We start from the raw sequence: 18,056 nt of genomic DNA, 5'->3' as shown, positions 1-18,056 counted from the left end.
TTTAATCAATTATTGAATAATAAGCATGCTTATCATTTATTGTTGATCTATGATAACGATAAATTCTTTTTAGTTTAGTAATGTAAGTATCTTCGGGAAGATAATCGGTTGGTCCGACATAAGATGAAGGTAATACTAATATAGGACCATATAAAAACATTTTTTTACTAATTATATCTATTAAATTCCATCTCATAGAAGTATTTTTTTTATAAAACTTATCTAATGCTTGTGATAAAATAGGGCTATTTGCTACTGCTCCTATAAGCCTATTTGATGCTAAAATTTGTAAATTTTGATGATTGACCGGTTGTATCCCGGTATATAACTTCAACTTATTACCTAGTTCAAATATAGGAACTATTGGTTTTGCTTTGAAATCTATGTAATGCCCTCCTTCTTTATTAATTATCTCTAAACCTGCTAAAAAACGTATATCTTCATTATTATAGTTAGTATTGTCAAAATAGGCTGCTAAATATGGGAAAGATTTTAAAATTTTGTCTTTTGTCCAGATATAAATCTCAAATGTACGGTTTAACATAACCCATTCTGGTATATTAAGATCAAGCTCTTTTTTTTCTTCTTCATTAAATACGATAAATATTATTTTTTGAGGAATTTCTCCTATATTTTTAGTATGAAATTTCTCATAATTTTCTCGCATCATGTTTAACCGATGTTGCTCAATTAAAGGTAATTTTTGGAAAGCTTGCCCCCGTTCTACATCATATATGTCCATCCCTTCATTAAATGGTAAATAGCCTATTTCAGATTTAGAAGCATAATTATGAAATACCAACGCTTCTTTTGGTACTCTAGCAAAAGCTAATTTATGAGGTTGAGGATTTCCTAAAGCTGCTTTTATGAGATTAAAAATATTATTTGGGATAGGGGTTACAGAGTTTGTCCAAGACACGAGATCACCGTTTATAGTACCAAAAAAATAAGTGGTCGGTATGGCTATAGCTTTATCGTTAAAATTTGAGATTTTTTTAAAAGCTTCAGTTAAAGGAATCATTGAAGTTTTTACTATAAAATTATGAAATGAAGCAAAATAAAGTTCTCCGTTATCATATTTTATAAATTCTAAAGGTAAATTATTATTAATCTGATCTAAAGTCTCTTTTATTATAGGATGATTAGGTGCTGATGCTATAAAACCGTTATTAATCACTCCTACATATTCTAATGCTGCATAAAAATCATATTTATGATTCATTTCATCGAGAGGTCGATAGCATTTAACATCCATATCTCTATACACACCGCCAAATCGTAACAAAATTTCATATCTTAATATATCTGATCTTTGTACTAGGCTACGAGCAAGATCATATATATTTTTATATTGCATGTTTAATTTGGCTATATCTTCGTCCTTCCATAATTTAAACTCCCAATTGGGATGTAAAAGACGACATTCCTCCGTATAATTTTTATAAAGAGGAGGAATATCTTTTGAGCCGATCCATATTTGATGTATGATTTTGGGAATTAATAAATCCTTGCTATAGGGCATTTTTGAAGGTGCTTTTAAAGAATAATGTTTAGCCATTATTTCTAAAGTATCTAAATTAATACCTGCATTATTTAGATATTTATTTCTTTCCTTAACGTTTTCTTTTATTAACTTTGATCCACCAGACATAGATTCCATAAAATCTACATCCGGTATATTTTTTGCAAATGTTAAATTATTAAAAAATAATAAAGCTAATAGTAAGGCGAGGAGAATAGGCATAAATTAAAATATTTGAGATTATTGTAAGATTCTCTTCAATAAACCTAATAAATGTAACTTTTTAAGTATGTATTTTACGCCTAATAAAGTTTTTTTGATTATAGGATTGTGAATTACTATACAAAGAGCAGGGTTATAAGAAGACATATCTATTAACATTTCATTATCTCTTGTTGCTAGACGACAAGCTGTTAAAGAATCAAGAGCTATATTTTTGTAATCTTCCGTAGTGTAATTAATATTTTTGTAAAGTAATTTGTTAATGGTTAATTGATCGTTATTTAATACCATATCAATAATAGTTTCCCATTGAGAAATTACTTTATTATTATCAAATCTTTTAGCTAGTTCGATTGCTTTTTTGCTCATTTTTAGCCTTAACTCGCTATCTTGCAGTAAAAGAATAGTTTTTTCAGCCATCCCTTTTATATCATCTTGCTCTACTATAAAGCCGTTTTGACCTTCGAGAATAACATCTTCAAGCCCGTTTATTTTATTTGCGACTACAGGTAAGCCGTATGCTCCTGATTCTAAAAGTACCATAGGCATACCTTCTAACGTTGAAGTCATAATATATACAGCTGATTTTTTGTAATAAGAAGATACGTTATAAATCACTCCTATAAAAATAATATCTTTTCCTATTTCTAAATTATTTTTTTCAATTAACTCTTCTAATGTTTCTGTTTTGTTATTTATTTTTAATGTTAAATTATATAAACCGATTACATACAGTACGGCATCGTTATGTTTACGCTTTACTTCTATAAAAACTTTCAATACCCTATCTAAGCGTTTATTTCTTCCCATATCTCGTATAAAATCACCGATACACAGTAAATTTTTATTATTAGAGAATTGAGGTTCTATATCATAAGTATTAAAAGTATTAAGATTCGGTATTATAGTTATATTATTTAAGCCGGCTAGCCTACAGCTTTTATAGGTATAAGTGTTTAAAACCGTAACTATATTAGCTTTTGCAATAATATTTAAAAGTTTATCAAAAAATGGAGCAAAATAAAATAATGTGCTATGAACCGTGAAAATATATTTAATATCAGGATAATGCTTATAGATAAGATTTATATGCCTGTCCATATATAGAATACTTATAATAAGCTCAATTTTTGTATTATCAATAAGCTCTAATAAATGGTCTTTTTCGTTCTGTATACTTGATTTAGTGACTTTAACATTTTCATTCAATTCATATTGATATGTTTCGTTCTCGCCATAAAAAGTGATTAGATTTATGTTATATTGGGGGTTAGAAGATAAGTTATTCATTATATTAGATGCTACTCTTTCCGCCCCGCCTTTTTGTAGGCTATCTAATAAAAACAAAATATTAATTGTCATAAGTTAATAAAATATTAATAAACTCAACTATTTTATCATCCTTCGTAAATAAAGATAATTTGCTCGATTATATCCTTAAACAGTAGGTCTGTCAATTAACTTTAGTCTATTATAATAAATCCTCTAGGTATATAATATTTTATATAAACCGTCCAATATTACTAGATTCAAGAGATAAATGTGTTTATAATTGTAACATTATAAAAACTTAAATCAAATTTATAAATGAATATTTTAATTACCGGTGGAGCCGGTTTTATAGGCTCTCATCTTGCCGATTACCTTTTAAAAGATAGGCATAATATTACAATATTTGATGACTTATCTTCAGGAAAAATAGAAAATATTGCAAAAGAATGTAAGTTAATCGTCGGAGATATTAATGATGCTAATATACTTGAAAAAACATTTGATAAAATAGATTTTTGTTATCATTTAGCAGCCATACCGTCCGTGCAAAAGTCAATTGATAATTGGCTTGCTTGTCACAAAGTTAATTTAACCGGTACTATTAATGTTTTTTTAGAAGCCGCTAAGAGAAAAATACCGATTATATATGCATCTTCGGCGGCTGTGTATGGAAATTCAACGCAGATGCCTTTATCGGAAGGGAATATAGGAAAATTTATTTCGCCTTACGGGGTTGATAAATATAGCTCTGAATTGCAAGCTAGTGTTTTTGCCCATTGCTATGGTTTAAAATCTATAGGATTTAGGTTTTTTAATGTTTACGGTCAAAGGCAAGACGCAAACTCTCCTTATTCGGGAGTTATTTCGATTTTTATTAATAACTTGCAAAATAATAAACCCCTAAATATTTATGGTGACGGAACTCAAGAAAGAGATTTTATATTCATCGATGATGTTGTTAAATGCTTAGCTTTGGCTAAAGATTATATTGCAGTTGAACCGCAAATATATAATTTAGGTGTTGGCTACGGTACAACCCTTAACTATTTAATAAAAACTTTATTTCAAGCAGCCGGTCATGAAGTAAAGCTAAATTATTTAAACGCACGAGAGGGAGACATTTATAAATCTATTAGCAATCCTGAAAAGGTTAAAAAAAATCTTGGATTTAAGGCATCTATAAAATTGCCGGAAGGTATAGCTTCGCTTATTAAGCCATTAATTAAAAACTTATGACCGATATAAAATATAATCTGGCTGCTGCCTACCGAATAATGGCGTATTTAGCTATGGACGACCATACTTATACTCACTTATCCGCAAGACCCTTAAATGCTGATTTTTATTATATTTATCCTTTTGGTCTAAGATTTGAGGAAGTAACCCAAGACAATCTACTTAAAGTTAGCTTAGAAGGGGAAGTTTTAGAGGGAAGTGAATATCAATATAATAAAACCGGCTATTTTATTCACGGTAATATATATAAAGCACGGTCTGATATTTCTGCTATATTTCATTTTCACACGCCGGCAAGTGTTGCGGTTTCGTCGATGCAATACGGGTTATTACCGATTAGCCAGTGGGCATTACATTTTTATGAAAGAGTTTCGTATCATAATTACGGTTCTTTAGTGCTTAATAACAATCAAAGTGCAGCACTGGTTAATGACCTTGGACAAAATTATGTAATGTTTTTACGTAATCACGGAGTAATTACTTGCGGGAAAACAATTCATGAAACCATGTTTTATAGTTATAATTTGGAACAAGCTTGTAAAACGCAATGCTTAGCTTATAGGGAAGGGCGAGAGTTAATTTGATCTTGCAACAAAAAAACGGACAAATTAAAGAGAGACGTTTTTAATTTTTTTATAATGTAACTCGTACTCATTTGGAGTTTGATAATTTAATGTAGAGTGCCTCCGTTTTTGGTTATAAAAAGTAAAAATATAAGTAAATATATCAAGCTTTGCTTCTTCTAAGCTTTGGTATTTTTTAAAATAAACAAGCTCAGTTTTCAGAGTGTGGAAAAAGCTTTCCATAGCAGCATTATCATAGGACACACCAGTCTTTCCATGACTTAAAACAATTCCGTGTTTTTTGGTTGCATTATAAAAGTCAAAACTAGTAAATTGGCTTCCAAGATCAGAATGATGAATAAGCCCTTTTAAGGGTTTACGTTGTAATGCAGCAGAGTTAAGAGCTTTAATTATCAAATCAGTTCTCATAGTTTCTTCTAACGCCATACCTACTACTTTCCGTGAGAACAGGTCAAGTACTATAGCAAGATAAGCCCATTTATTATTTACAGAAATATAACTTATATCAGCTACCCAAATGCTATTTGGGCTTGAGGCAGAAAAATTTTGTTTAACCAAATCTTCTCCCCTATGATAACGCGAATAGCGAATTAAAGAGATGAAGAATTAAGTATCGTGTCGATAGAAGGCTTGGTAGGGAGCAACTGGTAATTGATAAGAGAAGCGATCATATGAGAGAAGGCATTTTTGACTGATCTATGCCTTGAATGTTCGAACTTATTGAGCAATTTTATTTTGCCGATAACCGTTTCAACTAAAGCTCGTTTTAGCAGTAGTGCTCTATCATTAAGAGGCATTAAGATATTTTTCATACCTTTCTTAATTCTTGTAATAAGCTGAATATTTTTATCAAGTAAATCATTAAATAACTCTTTACTTATATAACCACGATCACCAAATACCTTGCCAAAAATATCTTTAATCCTAGAAGAAAAATGTTTGCGATCATCTTTATTACCACTACTGAAAGATGCCTTTATTAAAGAGCCTTGCGGGTTTATAATCAAATGCAATTTAAGTCCAAAAAACCATCCTTTTGTTGTTTTTCCTCGAGCAGCTAAGCCATTAAAAACCTTATGTGAATAAATACGATAATTCTTACAAACAGCAATAGAAGTTGAATCTACGAACGAAGTACCGGTGCATTTATCAAATAGATGATTTAGTAAAATCGTAAGATAAGGCAGATATTCTCCTATCAATTTATTAAAATGCTCATAACAAACTAGCTTAAAATCTTTGGAATGTATAGGTAAAATTGTGTATTTATAATAATTTTTAAAGCAATCTGATGATGATTGATAATAGCCTATTAATATGGTTAAAACTTCACTTTTAGTTAAAGAACTTTTCGGACCAGGTTTAGCTTTGCTACTATTAATTGCTAGAGTATTTTTATCAAATTCTTTAAACAAATCATCGACAAAACAAAATAATGAGGTAAAATCAGTTTTCATAGGTTATTTCCTTTAGTTTTTAAACCAAAAAAATAGCCTATGATCCCTTATCCTGTCTACTTTTTCTTATTCTTTTTTATACTCTCATTAATTCACTATTCGCGTTATGATAAGGTTTATCAGACTGCCTTGTAGTCTTTTTAAACTTTCTGTACATTTTTGCTTGAATGCTATTTACTTGCATTAGCCTTGCTACTCGAGGGCGTGAGCAAACAAAGCCTTGTTCTTTTAACTCTGTATGAATCCTTGGACTTCCATAAGTTTTATAACTTTCTGTAAAAATAGTTTTAATCTTACTTATCAATTCCTCATTATATTCAGCTCTTTTACTTGGCATGTGATTAATAAAATCATAATAACCACTTCTACTAACCCCTAAAATCTTAGCCATCTGATCTACACAAAAACAAGAACTATGATTCTTCATAAATTCGTACCTTTGTTTGCGGGAGCTGAAAAGATGACCACTGCTTTTTTTAGGATATCTCGCTCTTGTTTTACAAGATGTAATTCCCTCTTTAAATCTCGTACCTCTTGATTCATTACATTGCCACTACCAACAAAGCTAGCCTCTCCTTTGCCTTTGTAATTCTTAAGCCAATATCCCAAACCAGAGCGTGAAACCCCTAAATCCTTAGCAATATCATTGATGCTTTTACTACCTTTATTTGCTAAATACAGTTTTACTGCATTAATTTTAAATTCTTTATCGTATATTTTTTGACTCATTGCAAATCCTCCTAAGATTTATTTTATCTCATCTTAATTCGATTTGTACGTTTTTTTATAGCATGATCAATTATCGTTTGAAAAAGATTTAGGCAGGCGTGACTGGGAAGCTTGGCTTAGATGTATAGACTTTAAACCAGTTAAAAGCAAAGCTCTATGAAGCGTTGTTGCTTGCAATAACGGGTTTTAATTTACCGCCAAAGCCAAAACTAACATTAAACCGACATAATTATTATTTTTAAATATTCCAAGGCAATTAGCGGGATCGTTAATATTTAATATTGCCGCTTGCCGTAACAACATTATTAAAGCCAATAAAACAGCGATATAACTAATTGAATAATGGGCTATAATTGTACTTAAAAGGAATAAGGTTATAAAGATTAAATAAAAACTACATAGCCAAAGCTTATAATTTTTATTTTCTAGCCATCTTGCAAGCGACTTTATGCCTATTTTTTTATCATCGACCAAATCCATAAAGCCGTAAATTGTATCATAACCTACTGTCCAGCTACAACATGCTATATACATAATAAAGGCTTGTATAGTGAGCTTATCTAATATCGCAGCATAGCCGATTAATACGCCGAGATTAAAAGTTAATCCTAAAAATACTTGCGGGAAGTGAGTAACACGCTTCATTAACGGATATAACGTAATCATCATAAAAGCAAAAAAACCGATATATATAGCCGTCTTATTCAACGATAATAAAATTAATAAGGAGCAAATTAATAATATAATTAGCAAAATCAAAGCGTCTTTAACGGTTAATGATCCGTTTGCTAAAGGTCTTTCTTTAGTTCTAGCAACATGTTTGTCAAAATTCTTATCAAATATATCGTTAATTACGCAGCCTGCACTTCTGGTAATTACACTACCCAAGAAAAATACCGGCACTAATTTTATTAATTCTAATATTGTAGGCTTAGCAAGTAATAGCCCATAAAGTGCCGGAAAAAATACTAATAGATAGCCGGTAGGGCTGTTTATCCTCATCAGCTTCAAAGCAAGAAAGAATTTGGTTGGCATTTTTGTACAAAAATATTGATGTTTTGTATCAAACATGATACCTTATATTAAAGAACTTTGGAAGAATATTATGGCAGCTAAACGATTATTGGTATCTTTAGACGAAGAAATTTTTAATGAAATTGCAGGTTTTGCCAAAGTCAATAATGAATCATTATCTAAGGTAGCAAGAGACCTTATTATAACTGGTCTAGAACTTCAAGAAGACAAAGTATTTGCTAAACTTGCCGATGAAAGGATACGCAATACTAAAAAATGGGTTAGTCATGCAGATGCTTGGAAATAAGCTCAATGTATAACCTTATCTATTCAGACCAAGTTGTATACAAAGATATTCCTAAACTTTCGACATCAACTAACTCCTTAATAAAATTAACTATTGAAAAAAATTTATTATCTGATCCAATAAAATTTGGTAAGCCTTTAAGATACAACTTAAAAGGCTGTCGTTCTCTCAGAATTGGTGATTATAGAGTAATTTATCAAATAATAGATACAACTATTAACATATTAGTAATACAACATCGTAAAGATTGCTATAATCATTTTTAAAATAACATTTCAGTAACCATAAAACCGATGAAAGAATTTCCAAAGAATTATAATTTTTCTGAAAGCGAAAAAAAATTGCAAGAATTTTGGCAAGAAAAACAAATTTATGCTTATGACGAGAATATAGCTAAAGAAGAAACGTTTGTAATAAACACTCCGCCGCCGACCGTTTCGGGACAGCTCCATATCGGACATGTTTATAGCTATACGCAAACGGATTTTATCGTACGTTTTCAGCGTATGACGGGTAAAAATATTTTTTACCCGATGGGCTTTGACGATAACGGACTCCCGACGGAACGTTTAGTAGAGAAGCAAAAAAAAATTAAAGCATCTCACATGGATCGTCAGGAATTTATTGAAATTTGCAAGGAAGTAGTTAAAAGCGAAGAAGAAAAATTTAGAGATTTATTTAATCAAATAGCCTTATCGGTAGATTGGAATTTAGAATATCAAACTATTAGTCCATTATCTCGAAAAATATCGCAAATGTCTTTTTTAGATTTAGTACAAAAAGGCGAAGTTTATCGCAATAACCAACCTATTTTATGGGATCCTGTTGACGGCACGGCACTTGCACAAGCCGATATTGAAGACATCGAAAAAACTTCACAAATGAATTATATTAACTTTAAAACTGAAAAGGGTGAACCGCTTACTATAGCCACCACGAGACCGGAGTTATTACCGGCGTGCGTCACCGTATTTTATCACCCCGAAGATGAGAGATATAAACATTTAGCAGGTCAATTTGCCGTAACACCGCTTTTTGATGTTAAAGTGCCTTTGCTTGCCGATCCTTTAGTACAACCGGGTAAAGGCAGCGGGCTTGTTATGTGCTATACTTTCGGCGATCAAACCGACATTACTTGGTGGAAAACTCATAAACTACCTTTAAAAATTATTATTACTAAAAAAGGTACTATAGATTTTCCTCATGATTCAATTCAGATAGACGGCTTGAAAATAAAGGAAGCACGAGAAAAAATTATTAATATTTTAAAAGAGCAAAATCTACTTATAAAACAGGTAGAAATTACTCATACCGTAAAATGTGCGGAGCGTTCAGGTGCACCACTTGAAATACTCACCGTGCCGCAATGGTTCGTTCGAACAATAGACCATAAAGAGGAATTGCTTAAGCGAGCAAATGAATTAAATTGGCATCCTAAAAACATGAAAATTCGGTTACAGAATTGGATTAATGCTATTGGTTGGGATTGGTGTATAAGCCGCCAGCGTTATTTTGGCGTTCCATTTCCTGTTTGGTATTCCAAGCGAGCAGGCGAAGAAGGTAGAATTTTATACGCTGACATTTCACAATTGCCCGTTGATCCGTTAAAGGATTTGCCTCTTGGTTATGCCAAAGAAGAAGTAGAGCCTGATTACGACGTAATGGATACTTGGGCGACAAGCTCGATTTCACCGCAGCTTAGTAGTCATGGTATATCGGATAGTTTTATTGTAGATAAAGAGAAGCATGCTAAATTATTTCCGATGGATTTAAGACCGCAAGCACACGAGATCATTAGAACTTGGGCATTTTACACTATCTTAAAAGCTCATTTGCATCAAAATACTTTGCCGTGGAAAAACATTATGGTTAGCGGTTGGTGTTTAGCTGAAGATCGTAGTAAAATGTCCAAATCAAAAGGCAATGTTTTAGTACCTGAAAAGCTGTTAGAGCAGTACGGCTCCGACGTAATCCGTTACTGGTCGGCAAACTCAAAGCTTGGAGCTGATACCTCGTATTCTGAAGATGTAATGAAAAACGGCAAAAGATTAATTAATAAACTATGGAATGCCGCTAAATTCGTCTCCATTCATTTTGATAAGTTAGATGCAAAAGATAAAAATAACGATCTTTCAAAAGTAAGCGAAAAAATCACTCATGATTTAGATAAATGGATGATTAACAAACTGATAGAGTTAATCAAGCAAGCGACAATTGAGATGCAGAATTATGAATATGCAAATGCCATGCATTTAATAGAAAAATTCTTTTGGTCGGTATTTTGCGATAATTACCTAGAAATTAGTAAAACTAGAAGTTATAACGAAGATAATACAAATCCTATAGGACAACATAGTGCTATCCTTACTCTTTATCATGTCATGCAAGTTTTATTAAAGCTATTTGCACCTTTTTTACCTCATATTACTGAAGAGATTTACCGGCTTTTATATAGTGAAAACACCTCTATCCATGAAAAAGGTCAGTGGCCGAATTATGATAATTTAAACTATATTATAGATTCAAAACAGGCAGAAGGCTTATTAGAAATTTTGGATTTAGTACGAAAATTTAAAGCCGAGAAAAATCTTTCAATTAAAGCTCCGATTAGTCTAATCGAGGTTAAAGGTATAGAATTATCACCTGATTTAACAGCAGATTTAAAGAGCGTAACCTCAGCAGAATCTATAAAATATTATTTACAAGAAGGTAAAATTGTAGTTAATATTATTTTATAAAATAAATGTAAATTATGTTTATCAATAGAAAATTTAATAGACGTAAAAATACTTTACCTACCAAACTTGTAGGAATAATTATTATTATTTTCGCTTTTTGGGTTTATTACATTTATGTAAAGGAGCATGATTGGCGGTATGTTACGCCTACCGATGAACAAGTAAAAAGTTATGCGATTAGTGAAACCACAGCACTTAATCTTTACCAATTAATGAAAGATACCCACGAAATATTAACCAAACACAATATACCATATTGGATTGAAGGCGGTACTCTACTCGGAGCGGTGAGGCATCAAGGTATAATCCCTTTTGATGATGATTTAGATATCGACATAATGCATAATGATGAAATAAGGCTGCAAAAAATACTATCGGAGTTTGAAAAACTCGGGTATAATATTAAGTATAATAAAATTTACAGTATATGTAAAAAAAGCTGCCTAGATATTTTTATATTTCACAAGGAAGATAATAAATTTGTACATACTAATATAACTATACGTGATAAATATCCGGAAGATTTTTTTTATGATAATGAGTTATTCCCGCTAGAAAAATACCAATTTGGTAGCATAGAGGTTTACGGTCCACAAAATCCTCAAGGAAATTTGGATAGGCAATATCCAGAATGGGATAAATATGCGGTTATACAACAACCTCATAATAATCATCTTTTTTTCCTCACCAATATCGAAAAAAAAACGAAACTGATACTAACTCCAGAATTATTAAAACCTGCCCGGCCTTTAGAACCGCTAGAGGATAGGGTGGATAAAACGTAGCTCGTCATTGTGAGGAGGCACAGGCATTGTTGCGTGGCTCGAGAAAAGTGCTGTATGTCATTCCCGTGCAGGCGGGAATCCAGAAAAAACACTTAAAATAGGCAAAATTATATAAAAATTTACTATATAATTCACTTAAATATTTTCTGGATTCCCGCCTTCGCGGGAATGACATCAAAAATTTGAGCCATGCAACAACACCGACACCAAGGGACGTCTCGCTTCTCTTTTTTATATAAAACACTAAATAAAAAACATGCTTTATTTACTATTACTCTTAATAATTAGTTATTTTACTTTCTTTGGTCTACTAATTCGGTTTTATATCAAAACTAAAACCTTAAAAGCTGAGTTAAAATTTTTAGCCGATCATAATTTGGAGCTAACTAACAGTAACCAGCTGCTTAATCAGGAAAAAATCACTCATTTACAAAAAATAGAACAGCTTAATTGTAAAATTGAATATCAAGAGCAGACTATTAATGATTCTGAAAGAATAAGAAATGAGTCCTTTTCATCGGCTAAAGCTGCATTATTTGATTTAGGTAAGGATTTATCTAAGCAATTAATCGAAATTCATAAAATGGAAAATACGGCAGCAAGGGAGCTTTCGGAGAAAAATATTGCTACCGCTTCCGGAAAATTTAATAGCGAGTTTGAGCGATTAATTACGATGGTGGGAGCACTAAATAAAGATATAGAACAATCAAAAGGAACTGTTGATTTAATCAAGCAATCGCTGCTTTCTCCGATCGGTGCAGGGCTACTTGCCGAGATTACCTTAGAGAATATTTTGAAATCATCGGGCTTACGCCCTAACTTAGATTTCATCCTTCAATACGGCTTAACAACACAAGATAACGCACGACTCAGACCTGATGCATTAATTTTCCTTCCTTCCGGTAACTTAATGGTTATCGATGCTAAAGCCTCTAAATTTCTAGTAGATGAGCAAAATTCGGCAAATCTTAGCAAGACTATGAATTATCATTTGAAGTCTCTTGCTAATAAAGATTATGCTGAAAATATTTTAGCCAACTTACATAGTAAAGAAGAAAATTATAACAATATTATAACGTTAATGTTTTTACCCACCGAACAAGCAGTTGAGAAAATCCTTGCCGCCGATCCCGATTTTTTGCAAAAAGCTTGGACAAATAATATATTTCCGGTAGGTCCTAGCGGGATTATGAATATGTTATCATTTGCAAGATTTCAAATTACCGATCATCGTCGCTCAGAAAATTATAAGATTATTATAGAAGAAGTCAGGAAGTTATTAGGTTCAATAGGTACTATAGCTGATTATTCTCAAAAGATCGGCAATAATCTACAAAATATGGTTACTAATTACGATAAGTTTGCCGGCTCATTTAATCGTAATTTTATAACCCGTGTTAAAAATATTAACAAACTCGGTATTGACGGCGGCAATAAAACTCCCCCACAAGTGCTAGAGCGTTATCAAATTGTTTCCTCAAAATCGGAAATTATCGAGGTTGAAGCAAGCGACGCTATCGAGCAAATAGAGGAAGTGAAATAGTAGGAAAAGCGTTGTTGCGTGGATGGTTAAACGTTCTCTATGTCATTCCCGTGAAAACGGGAATCCAGAAAAATTAAACTAAAGATGTAACATAACTTACAATTATATAGAAAAAAGCCTTAGAAGCTAAGGCTTTTTAGCCTGGATTCCCGCCTTCGCGGGAATGACATAAAGGGTAGCGGGAATGGACATAGAAAACCCAAACCACGCAACAATGCCTAGTTTGAACTAGAATGACATCAACATATTTGCAGTATACTTAAGAAGCATTCTCTTGATCAAGTTTTGCTGCAAGCTTACGCATTTTATTCATATAGAAACCTGTTCCTGCCGGTACTAAACGTCCGATAATAACATTTTCTTTTAATCCAAGCAATTTATCAACTTTACCGGCAATAGCCGCTTCGGTTAAAACTCTTGTAGTTTCTTGGAACGAAGCAGCAGAAATAAATGACCTAGTTTGCAGCGAAGCTTTAGTAATACCTTGCAATATTGCTTGAGCTTCAGCCGGTTTTAGATTGTTTTTAATAGCTTTCTCATTTATTTCGGTGAATTCACGACGGTCTATTTTTTCACCTATTAATAAGGTAGTTCCGCCGGAATCGGTAATTTCTACTTTTTGTAACATTTGACGAATTATTACCTCTATATGCTTATCGTCAATTTTTACACCTTGCAAGCGGTATACCGCTTGAATTTCTTTTACTATGTAATTAGCAAGTATTTCTACACCCATTACTTTTAAGATATCTTGCAATACCGGATTACCGTCAATTAATAAATCACCTTTTTTTACAAAATCGCCTTCATTTACTACTACGTGCTTACCTTTCGGTACCATATATTCAATAGGGGTTGAGCTATCACCCGGGTGAATAACTATACGCCTTTTGGACTTATAGTCTTTACCGAATTCAACTCTGCCGTCTATCTCGGCAATCACGGCATGATCTTTCGGACGTCTTGCTTCTACCAGCTCGGCAACTCTCGGCAATCCACCGGTAATATCTTTGGTCATAGTCGATTCTTTTGGAATACGTGCTACTATATCGCCTATCGATATCTGCATTCCGTCTTCCACACTTAAAATTGCCCCGACCGGTAAGTAATATCTAGCTTCCAAGCCGTTTAATAACGTAATGACTTCTCCTTTGTTATCAAGTAATTGAATACGAGGGCGTAACTCTGCACCGTGTGAATATTGCTTTGATTCAATAACAACCTTGCTAGCAATACCCGTTGCCTCGTCGGTTACGTCACGAATAGAAATTCCCTCTACCATGTCTTTAAACAAGACTTTACCGGATTTTTCGGTAATAATCGGCACGGTATAAGGATCCCACTCAGCCAATTTTTGTGTTTTAGTAACTATATCCATATCATCAACCAGCAATCTAGCACCATACGGTATTTTATGACGAGCTTTCTCATTACCGTTACTATCAAGTAACAATAATTCACAGTTACGACTCATAACAATCTTGCGTCCTTCAGAATTAATAACCACGTTACGGCTTAAGATTTTAGCTTTTGCATCGTAAGAAGCTTCTACGGAAGATACTTCCGCACCCTTAGTTGACGCTCCACCGATATGGAAAGTTCTCATAGTTAACTGAGTACCCGGCTCACCGATCGATTGTGCCGCAATTACACCGATAGCCTCACCTTCAGCCACTAATGAACCGGTAGCAAGATCCCGACCGTAGCAGGTACTACATAGACCGGTAGTACTTTCACATGTTAAAACGGATTTAACCTTGAGCCTATCTAAGCCCGCAGATTCAATTTCTTCTAATTTAGCTTCGTTAATCAACTCGCCCGTGCTAAGAATTAAATCGTTAGTAATTGGATGATAGGTATTAATGGCAACGGTACGCCCTAAAACTTGATCGGCAAGAGCCACCATAACTTCACCGCCGTCGATAATAGATTTTACTTCAATACCTTTACTTGTTCCGCAATCTATTTCCGTAATAATACAATCTTGTGCAACATCTACTAACTTCCTGGTTAAATAACCGGAACTTGCAGTTTTTAGAGCCGTATCTATCTGCCCTTTACGCATACCGTTGGCAGCAATAAAACACTCAAATTCCGTTAACCCTTCACGGAAATTAGAAATAATCGGGGTCTCAATAATTTGACCATTTGATTTAGTCATTGGACCACGCATACCGCCTAGCTGCTTAATCTGTGCGAATGATCCTCTTGCACCCGAAGTAGCCATCATATAAATAGAATTTATTTTTTGATGATTCGGCTCATCATTAACTGCAAGCGTGGCAATCTCTTTCATCATGTCGTTTGCCACTTTATCGGTACATCTTGACCAAGAATCTATTACTTTATTATATTTCTCACCGTAAGTAATTAAACCGTTAGCATATTGTTGTTCGAATTCTTTTACCTCAGTACGTGTTTCTTCTATATGAGCACCTTTAGATTTCGGTACGACCATATCATCCATGCCAAAAGAAATACCGGAAGAACAAGCATATTTAAAGCCGAGTTTCATTAATTGGTCAGCAAAAATTACCGTAGCCTTTTGACCGCAATGACGATATACCAAATCTATTACCGCCGATATATCTTTTTTAGTTAGCGGTTTATTGATGAATTTAAACCCTATGTTAGGATTAGCCGGCAATAATTCACCGACCATTAACCTACCGAAAGTAGTATCCACTATAGTAGAACTCATTTCTCCTTCGGCATTTAATTGCTTCCGACGAAATTTTATTTTTGTATGAATAGTTATAACTTTCTCATATAAAGCATGCTCCATTTCCGCTAAATCGGCAAATATCATCCCTTCACCGGCTTCATTATCAAAAGCAAGGGTTAAATAGTAAAGACCAAGAACTATATCTTTATCGGGAACAATAATCGGTCTGCCGTTTGCAGAGCTTAAGATATTATTAGTAGACATCATAAATACCCTAGCTTCAAGCTGTGCCTCAATCGACAAAGGAATATGTACAGCCATCTGATCACCGTCAAAATCCGCATTAAAAGCGGCACAAACTAACGGATGAAGCTGAATAGCCTTGCCTTCTATCAATAACGGCTCAAATGCTTGTATCCCGAGGCGGTGCAATGTAGGAGCTCTATTAAGCAATACGGGATGTTCCCTTATAACCTCTTCTAATATATCCCAAACTTCCGGTTTTTCCGATTCAACCATTTTTTTGGCTGCCTTGATGGTGGTAGCAATTCTGTATAATTCAAGCTTAGAATAAATAAACGGCTTAAATAATTCTAGTGCCATTTTTTTCGGTAAACCGCATTGATGCAGTTTAAGCTCAGGTCCTACTACGATAACCGAACGACCGGAATAATCGACCCTTTTGCCTAAAAGATTTTGACGGAAACGCCCTTGTTTACCTTTTAACATATCACTTAATGATTTAAAAGGACGCTTATTGGCATTTTTTACCGCTTTTCCACGGCGACCGTTATCAAACAATGCATCAACCGATTCCTGAAGCATTCTTTTTTCATTTCTGACTATTATGTCAGGTGCTCTTAGATCAATAAGCCTTTTTAAACGATTATTTCTATTAATTACTCTGCGGTAAAGTTCGTTAAGGTCAGAGGTTGCAAATCGTCCGCCGTCAAGCATAACTAACGGTCTTATTTCCGGTGGAATCACCGGTAGGACGTTCATAATCATCCATTCCGGTTTATTTTCCGACTCAAGGAAATCTTCAACTAATTTTAAGCGCTTTACTAACTTTTTCTTTTTAACTTCTGAAGAAGTGTTTAATAATTCTTCATATAACTGTTCTTTTAATTTTTGGAAATCAAGCTCAGCAAGCATTTGCTGCACAACTTCAGCTCCTATAGATGCCGTAAAACTATCTTCTCCGTACTTATCTTTAGCTTTCTGCAATTCTTCTTCTGATAAAAGCTCGCCTTTTTGGAGTACCGATAGACCGGGATCGATAACTACATAACTTTCAAAATATAATATCTTTTCTATATCTCTCATCGTCATATCAAGGAGCGTACTAATTCTTGACGGTAATGATTTTAAAAACCAAATATGTGCTACCGGTGCGGCGAGCTCAATATGTCCCATTCTTTCACGTCTTACCCTAGAAACAGTAACCTCAACGCCGCATTTTTCACAGGTAATACCACGGTTTTTCATCCGTTTATATTTACCGCAAAGACATTCATAATCTTTTACGGGACCGAAAATTCTAGCACAAAATAAACCGTCTTTTTCTGGTTTAAAAGTACGATAATTAATAGTCTCCGGCTTTGTTACCTCGCCGAAAGACCACGAACGTACTTGATCGGGGCTGGCTATATTGATCCTTATTTGATCAAATTGCTGAGTGCTACTCAATTGCCCGTAAAAATTTACCACTCCAGTCATAAATATTTTTCCCTAAAATTTATAAGACGGTTTATATTATTCGTAATGTAGGTAGTTATTGTGATGAGGAATTGTTGCGTGGTTCATAATTATCGTATTATGGTTATTACAAGTATAGTGTCATACCGTGGCTTGACCACGGTATCCAGAAAAAACCTTAATAAAAAGACTGGATGCCGTGGTCAAGCCACGGCATGACACCGAACGCTTTGCAAAAGATGGAAAAATTACTATTTTCCGCCCCAACAATTTCCTATCACAAT

General features: G+C 33.5%; 14 protein-coding genes and 1 pseudogene. 7 read left to right on the top strand and 8 right to left on the bottom strand.

Annotated features, from left to right (window positions below; all coding sequences use genetic code 11):
- Position 1 precedes the first annotated feature (1 nt).
- Positions 2–1,651, bottom strand: a complete 1,650-nt coding sequence (locus tag AAGD48_RS01205) for a glycosyltransferase (RefSeq protein ID WP_341790135.1) — start codon at positions 1,649–1,651, stop codon at positions 2–4.
- 111 nt (positions 1,652–1,762) lie between these two features.
- The gene (locus AAGD48_RS01200) at positions 1,763–3,106 is read right to left on the bottom strand and encodes a glycosyltransferase (protein WP_341790134.1); all 1,344 of its coding nucleotides are present in this window, start codon (positions 3,104–3,106) and stop codon (positions 1,763–1,765) included.
- 225 nt (positions 3,107–3,331) lie between these two features.
- Here AAGD48_RS01200 and AAGD48_RS01195 point away from each other — a divergent pair, with 225 nt between their 5' ends.
- Both AAGD48_RS01195 and AAGD48_RS01190 read left to right on the top strand, forming a co-directional pair.
- Positions 3,332–4,252 (top strand): NAD-dependent epimerase/dehydratase family protein, encoded by a 921-nt coding sequence (locus AAGD48_RS01195; RefSeq protein WP_341790133.1) that lies wholly within the window; start codon positions 3,332–3,334, stop codon positions 4,250–4,252.
- Positions 4,249–4,806, top strand: a pseudogene (locus AAGD48_RS01190) (class II aldolase/adducin family protein); the annotation flags it as partial. The gene AAGD48_RS01195 and the pseudogene AAGD48_RS01190, both read left to right, overlap by 4 nt.
- Positions 4,807–4,860: 54 nt before the next feature.
- Here the strand turns inward: AAGD48_RS01190 and AAGD48_RS01185 are convergent.
- The 5 genes from AAGD48_RS01185 to ubiA all read right to left on the bottom strand — a co-directional run bounded on the left by AAGD48_RS01185 (position 4,861) and on the right by ubiA (position 8,057).
- Entirely contained in the window at positions 4,861–5,394 is a 534-nt protein-coding gene (locus AAGD48_RS01185) for an IS3 family transposase (RefSeq protein WP_341790132.1), read from the bottom strand.
- A gap of 32 nt (positions 5,395–5,426) precedes the next feature.
- A complete protein-coding gene (locus AAGD48_RS01180) occupies positions 5,427–6,293 on the bottom strand; it encodes an IS982 family transposase (RefSeq protein ID WP_341789395.1) in 867 nt (288 codons plus the stop codon).
- Positions 6,294–6,369: 76 nt separating this feature from the next.
- On the bottom strand, positions 6,370–6,720 hold the full coding sequence (locus tag AAGD48_RS01175; protein ID WP_341790131.1) for an IS3 family transposase: 351 nt from the start codon (positions 6,718–6,720) through the stop codon (positions 6,370–6,372).
- The gene (locus AAGD48_RS01170; protein WP_341789367.1) at positions 6,717–7,022 is read right to left on the bottom strand and encodes a transposase; all 306 of its coding nucleotides are present in this window, start codon (positions 7,020–7,022) and stop codon (positions 6,717–6,719) included. The genes AAGD48_RS01175 and AAGD48_RS01170 overlap by 4 nt, the downstream gene beginning before the upstream one ends.
- Before the next feature lie 186 nt (positions 7,023–7,208).
- Positions 7,209–8,057: a 4-hydroxybenzoate octaprenyltransferase gene (ubiA, locus tag AAGD48_RS01165; protein ID WP_341790809.1), complete on the bottom strand. Its 849-nt coding sequence runs from the start codon at positions 8,055–8,057 to the stop codon at positions 7,209–7,211.
- Between the two features lie 70 nt (positions 8,058–8,127).
- Here ubiA and AAGD48_RS01160 point away from each other — a divergent pair, with 70 nt between their 5' ends.
- The 5 genes from AAGD48_RS01160 to AAGD48_RS01140 all read left to right on the top strand — a co-directional run bounded on the left by AAGD48_RS01160 (position 8,128) and on the right by AAGD48_RS01140 (position 13,409).
- A complete protein-coding gene (locus AAGD48_RS01160; RefSeq protein ID WP_341790130.1) occupies positions 8,128–8,343 on the top strand; it encodes a DUF6290 family protein in 216 nt (71 codons plus the stop codon).
- Positions 8,344–8,348: 5 nt separating this feature from the next.
- Positions 8,349–8,609: a type II toxin-antitoxin system RelE/ParE family toxin gene (locus tag AAGD48_RS01155; protein ID WP_341790129.1), complete on the top strand. Its 261-nt coding sequence runs from the start codon at positions 8,349–8,351 to the stop codon at positions 8,607–8,609.
- Positions 8,610–8,636: 27 nt separating this feature from the next.
- Entirely contained in the window at positions 8,637–11,081 is a 2,445-nt protein-coding gene (locus AAGD48_RS01150) for a valine--tRNA ligase (protein WP_341790128.1), read from the top strand.
- A 14-nt stretch (positions 11,082–11,095) separates the two neighbouring features.
- The gene (locus tag AAGD48_RS01145; RefSeq protein ID WP_341790127.1) at positions 11,096–11,866 is read left to right on the top strand and encodes a LicD family protein; all 771 of its coding nucleotides are present in this window, start codon (positions 11,096–11,098) and stop codon (positions 11,864–11,866) included.
- 256 nt (positions 11,867–12,122) lie between these two features.
- Positions 12,123–13,409 (top strand): DNA recombination protein RmuC, encoded by a 1,287-nt coding sequence (locus AAGD48_RS01140; protein ID WP_341790126.1) that lies wholly within the window; start codon positions 12,123–12,125, stop codon positions 13,407–13,409.
- 259 nt (positions 13,410–13,668) lie between these two features.
- Here the strand turns inward: AAGD48_RS01140 and rpoC are convergent, their stop codons facing one another.
- Positions 13,669–17,793, bottom strand: a complete 4,125-nt coding sequence (gene rpoC, locus AAGD48_RS01135; RefSeq protein WP_341790125.1) for a DNA-directed RNA polymerase subunit beta' — start codon at positions 17,791–17,793, stop codon at positions 13,669–13,671.
- Between the last annotated feature and the right edge of the window lie 263 nt (positions 17,794–18,056).

Origin of the sequence: Rickettsia endosymbiont of Polydrusus tereticollis, assembly GCF_964026385.1 — a bacterium.
In the GTDB taxonomy this organism is placed as follows: Bacteria; Pseudomonadota; Alphaproteobacteria; order Rickettsiales; family Rickettsiaceae; genus Rickettsia.
Note: the sequence above shows the minus strand (reverse complement) of the source record. Positions and strands in the feature narration are given on the sequence as shown.

What these genes read in the sequence shown, in the direction of transcription:
- AAGD48_RS01145 (WP_341790127.1), top strand. Translation starts at nt 11,096, where the DNA reads ATGTTTATCAATAGAAAATTTAATAGACGTAAAAATACTTTACCTACC.
- rpoC (WP_341790125.1), bottom strand. Translation starts at nt 17,793, where the DNA reads ATGACTGGAGTGGTAAATTTTTACGGGCAATTGAGTAGCACTCAGCAA.
- AAGD48_RS01200 (WP_341790134.1), bottom strand. Translation starts at nt 3,106, where the DNA reads ATGACAATTAATATTTTGTTTTTATTAGATAGCCTACAAAAAGGCGGG.
- AAGD48_RS01170 (WP_341789367.1), bottom strand. Translation starts at nt 7,022, where the DNA reads ATGAGTCAAAAAATATACGATAAAGAATTTAAAATTAATGCAGTAAAA.
- AAGD48_RS01140 (WP_341790126.1), top strand. Translation starts at nt 12,123, where the DNA reads ATGCTTTATTTACTATTACTCTTAATAATTAGTTATTTTACTTTCTTT.
- AAGD48_RS01160 (WP_341790130.1), top strand. Translation starts at nt 8,128, where the DNA reads ATGGCAGCTAAACGATTATTGGTATCTTTAGACGAAGAAATTTTTAAT.
- AAGD48_RS01150 (WP_341790128.1), top strand. Translation starts at nt 8,637, where the DNA reads ATGAAAGAATTTCCAAAGAATTATAATTTTTCTGAAAGCGAAAAAAAA.
- AAGD48_RS01195 (WP_341790133.1), top strand. Translation starts at nt 3,332, where the DNA reads ATGAATATTTTAATTACCGGTGGAGCCGGTTTTATAGGCTCTCATCTT.
- ubiA (WP_341790809.1), bottom strand. Translation starts at nt 8,057, where the DNA reads ATGCCAACCAAATTCTTTCTTGCTTTGAAGCTGATGAGGATAAACAGC.
- AAGD48_RS01175 (WP_341790131.1), bottom strand. Translation starts at nt 6,720, where the DNA reads ATGAAGAATCATAGTTCTTGTTTTTGTGTAGATCAGATGGCTAAGATT.
- AAGD48_RS01155 (WP_341790129.1), top strand. Translation starts at nt 8,349, where the DNA reads ATGTATAACCTTATCTATTCAGACCAAGTTGTATACAAAGATATTCCT.
- AAGD48_RS01205 (WP_341790135.1), bottom strand. Translation starts at nt 1,651, where the DNA reads ATGTCTGGTGGATCAAAGTTAATAAAAGAAAACGTTAAGGAAAGAAAT.
- AAGD48_RS01180 (WP_341789395.1), bottom strand. Translation starts at nt 6,293, where the DNA reads ATGAAAACTGATTTTACCTCATTATTTTGTTTTGTCGATGATTTGTTT.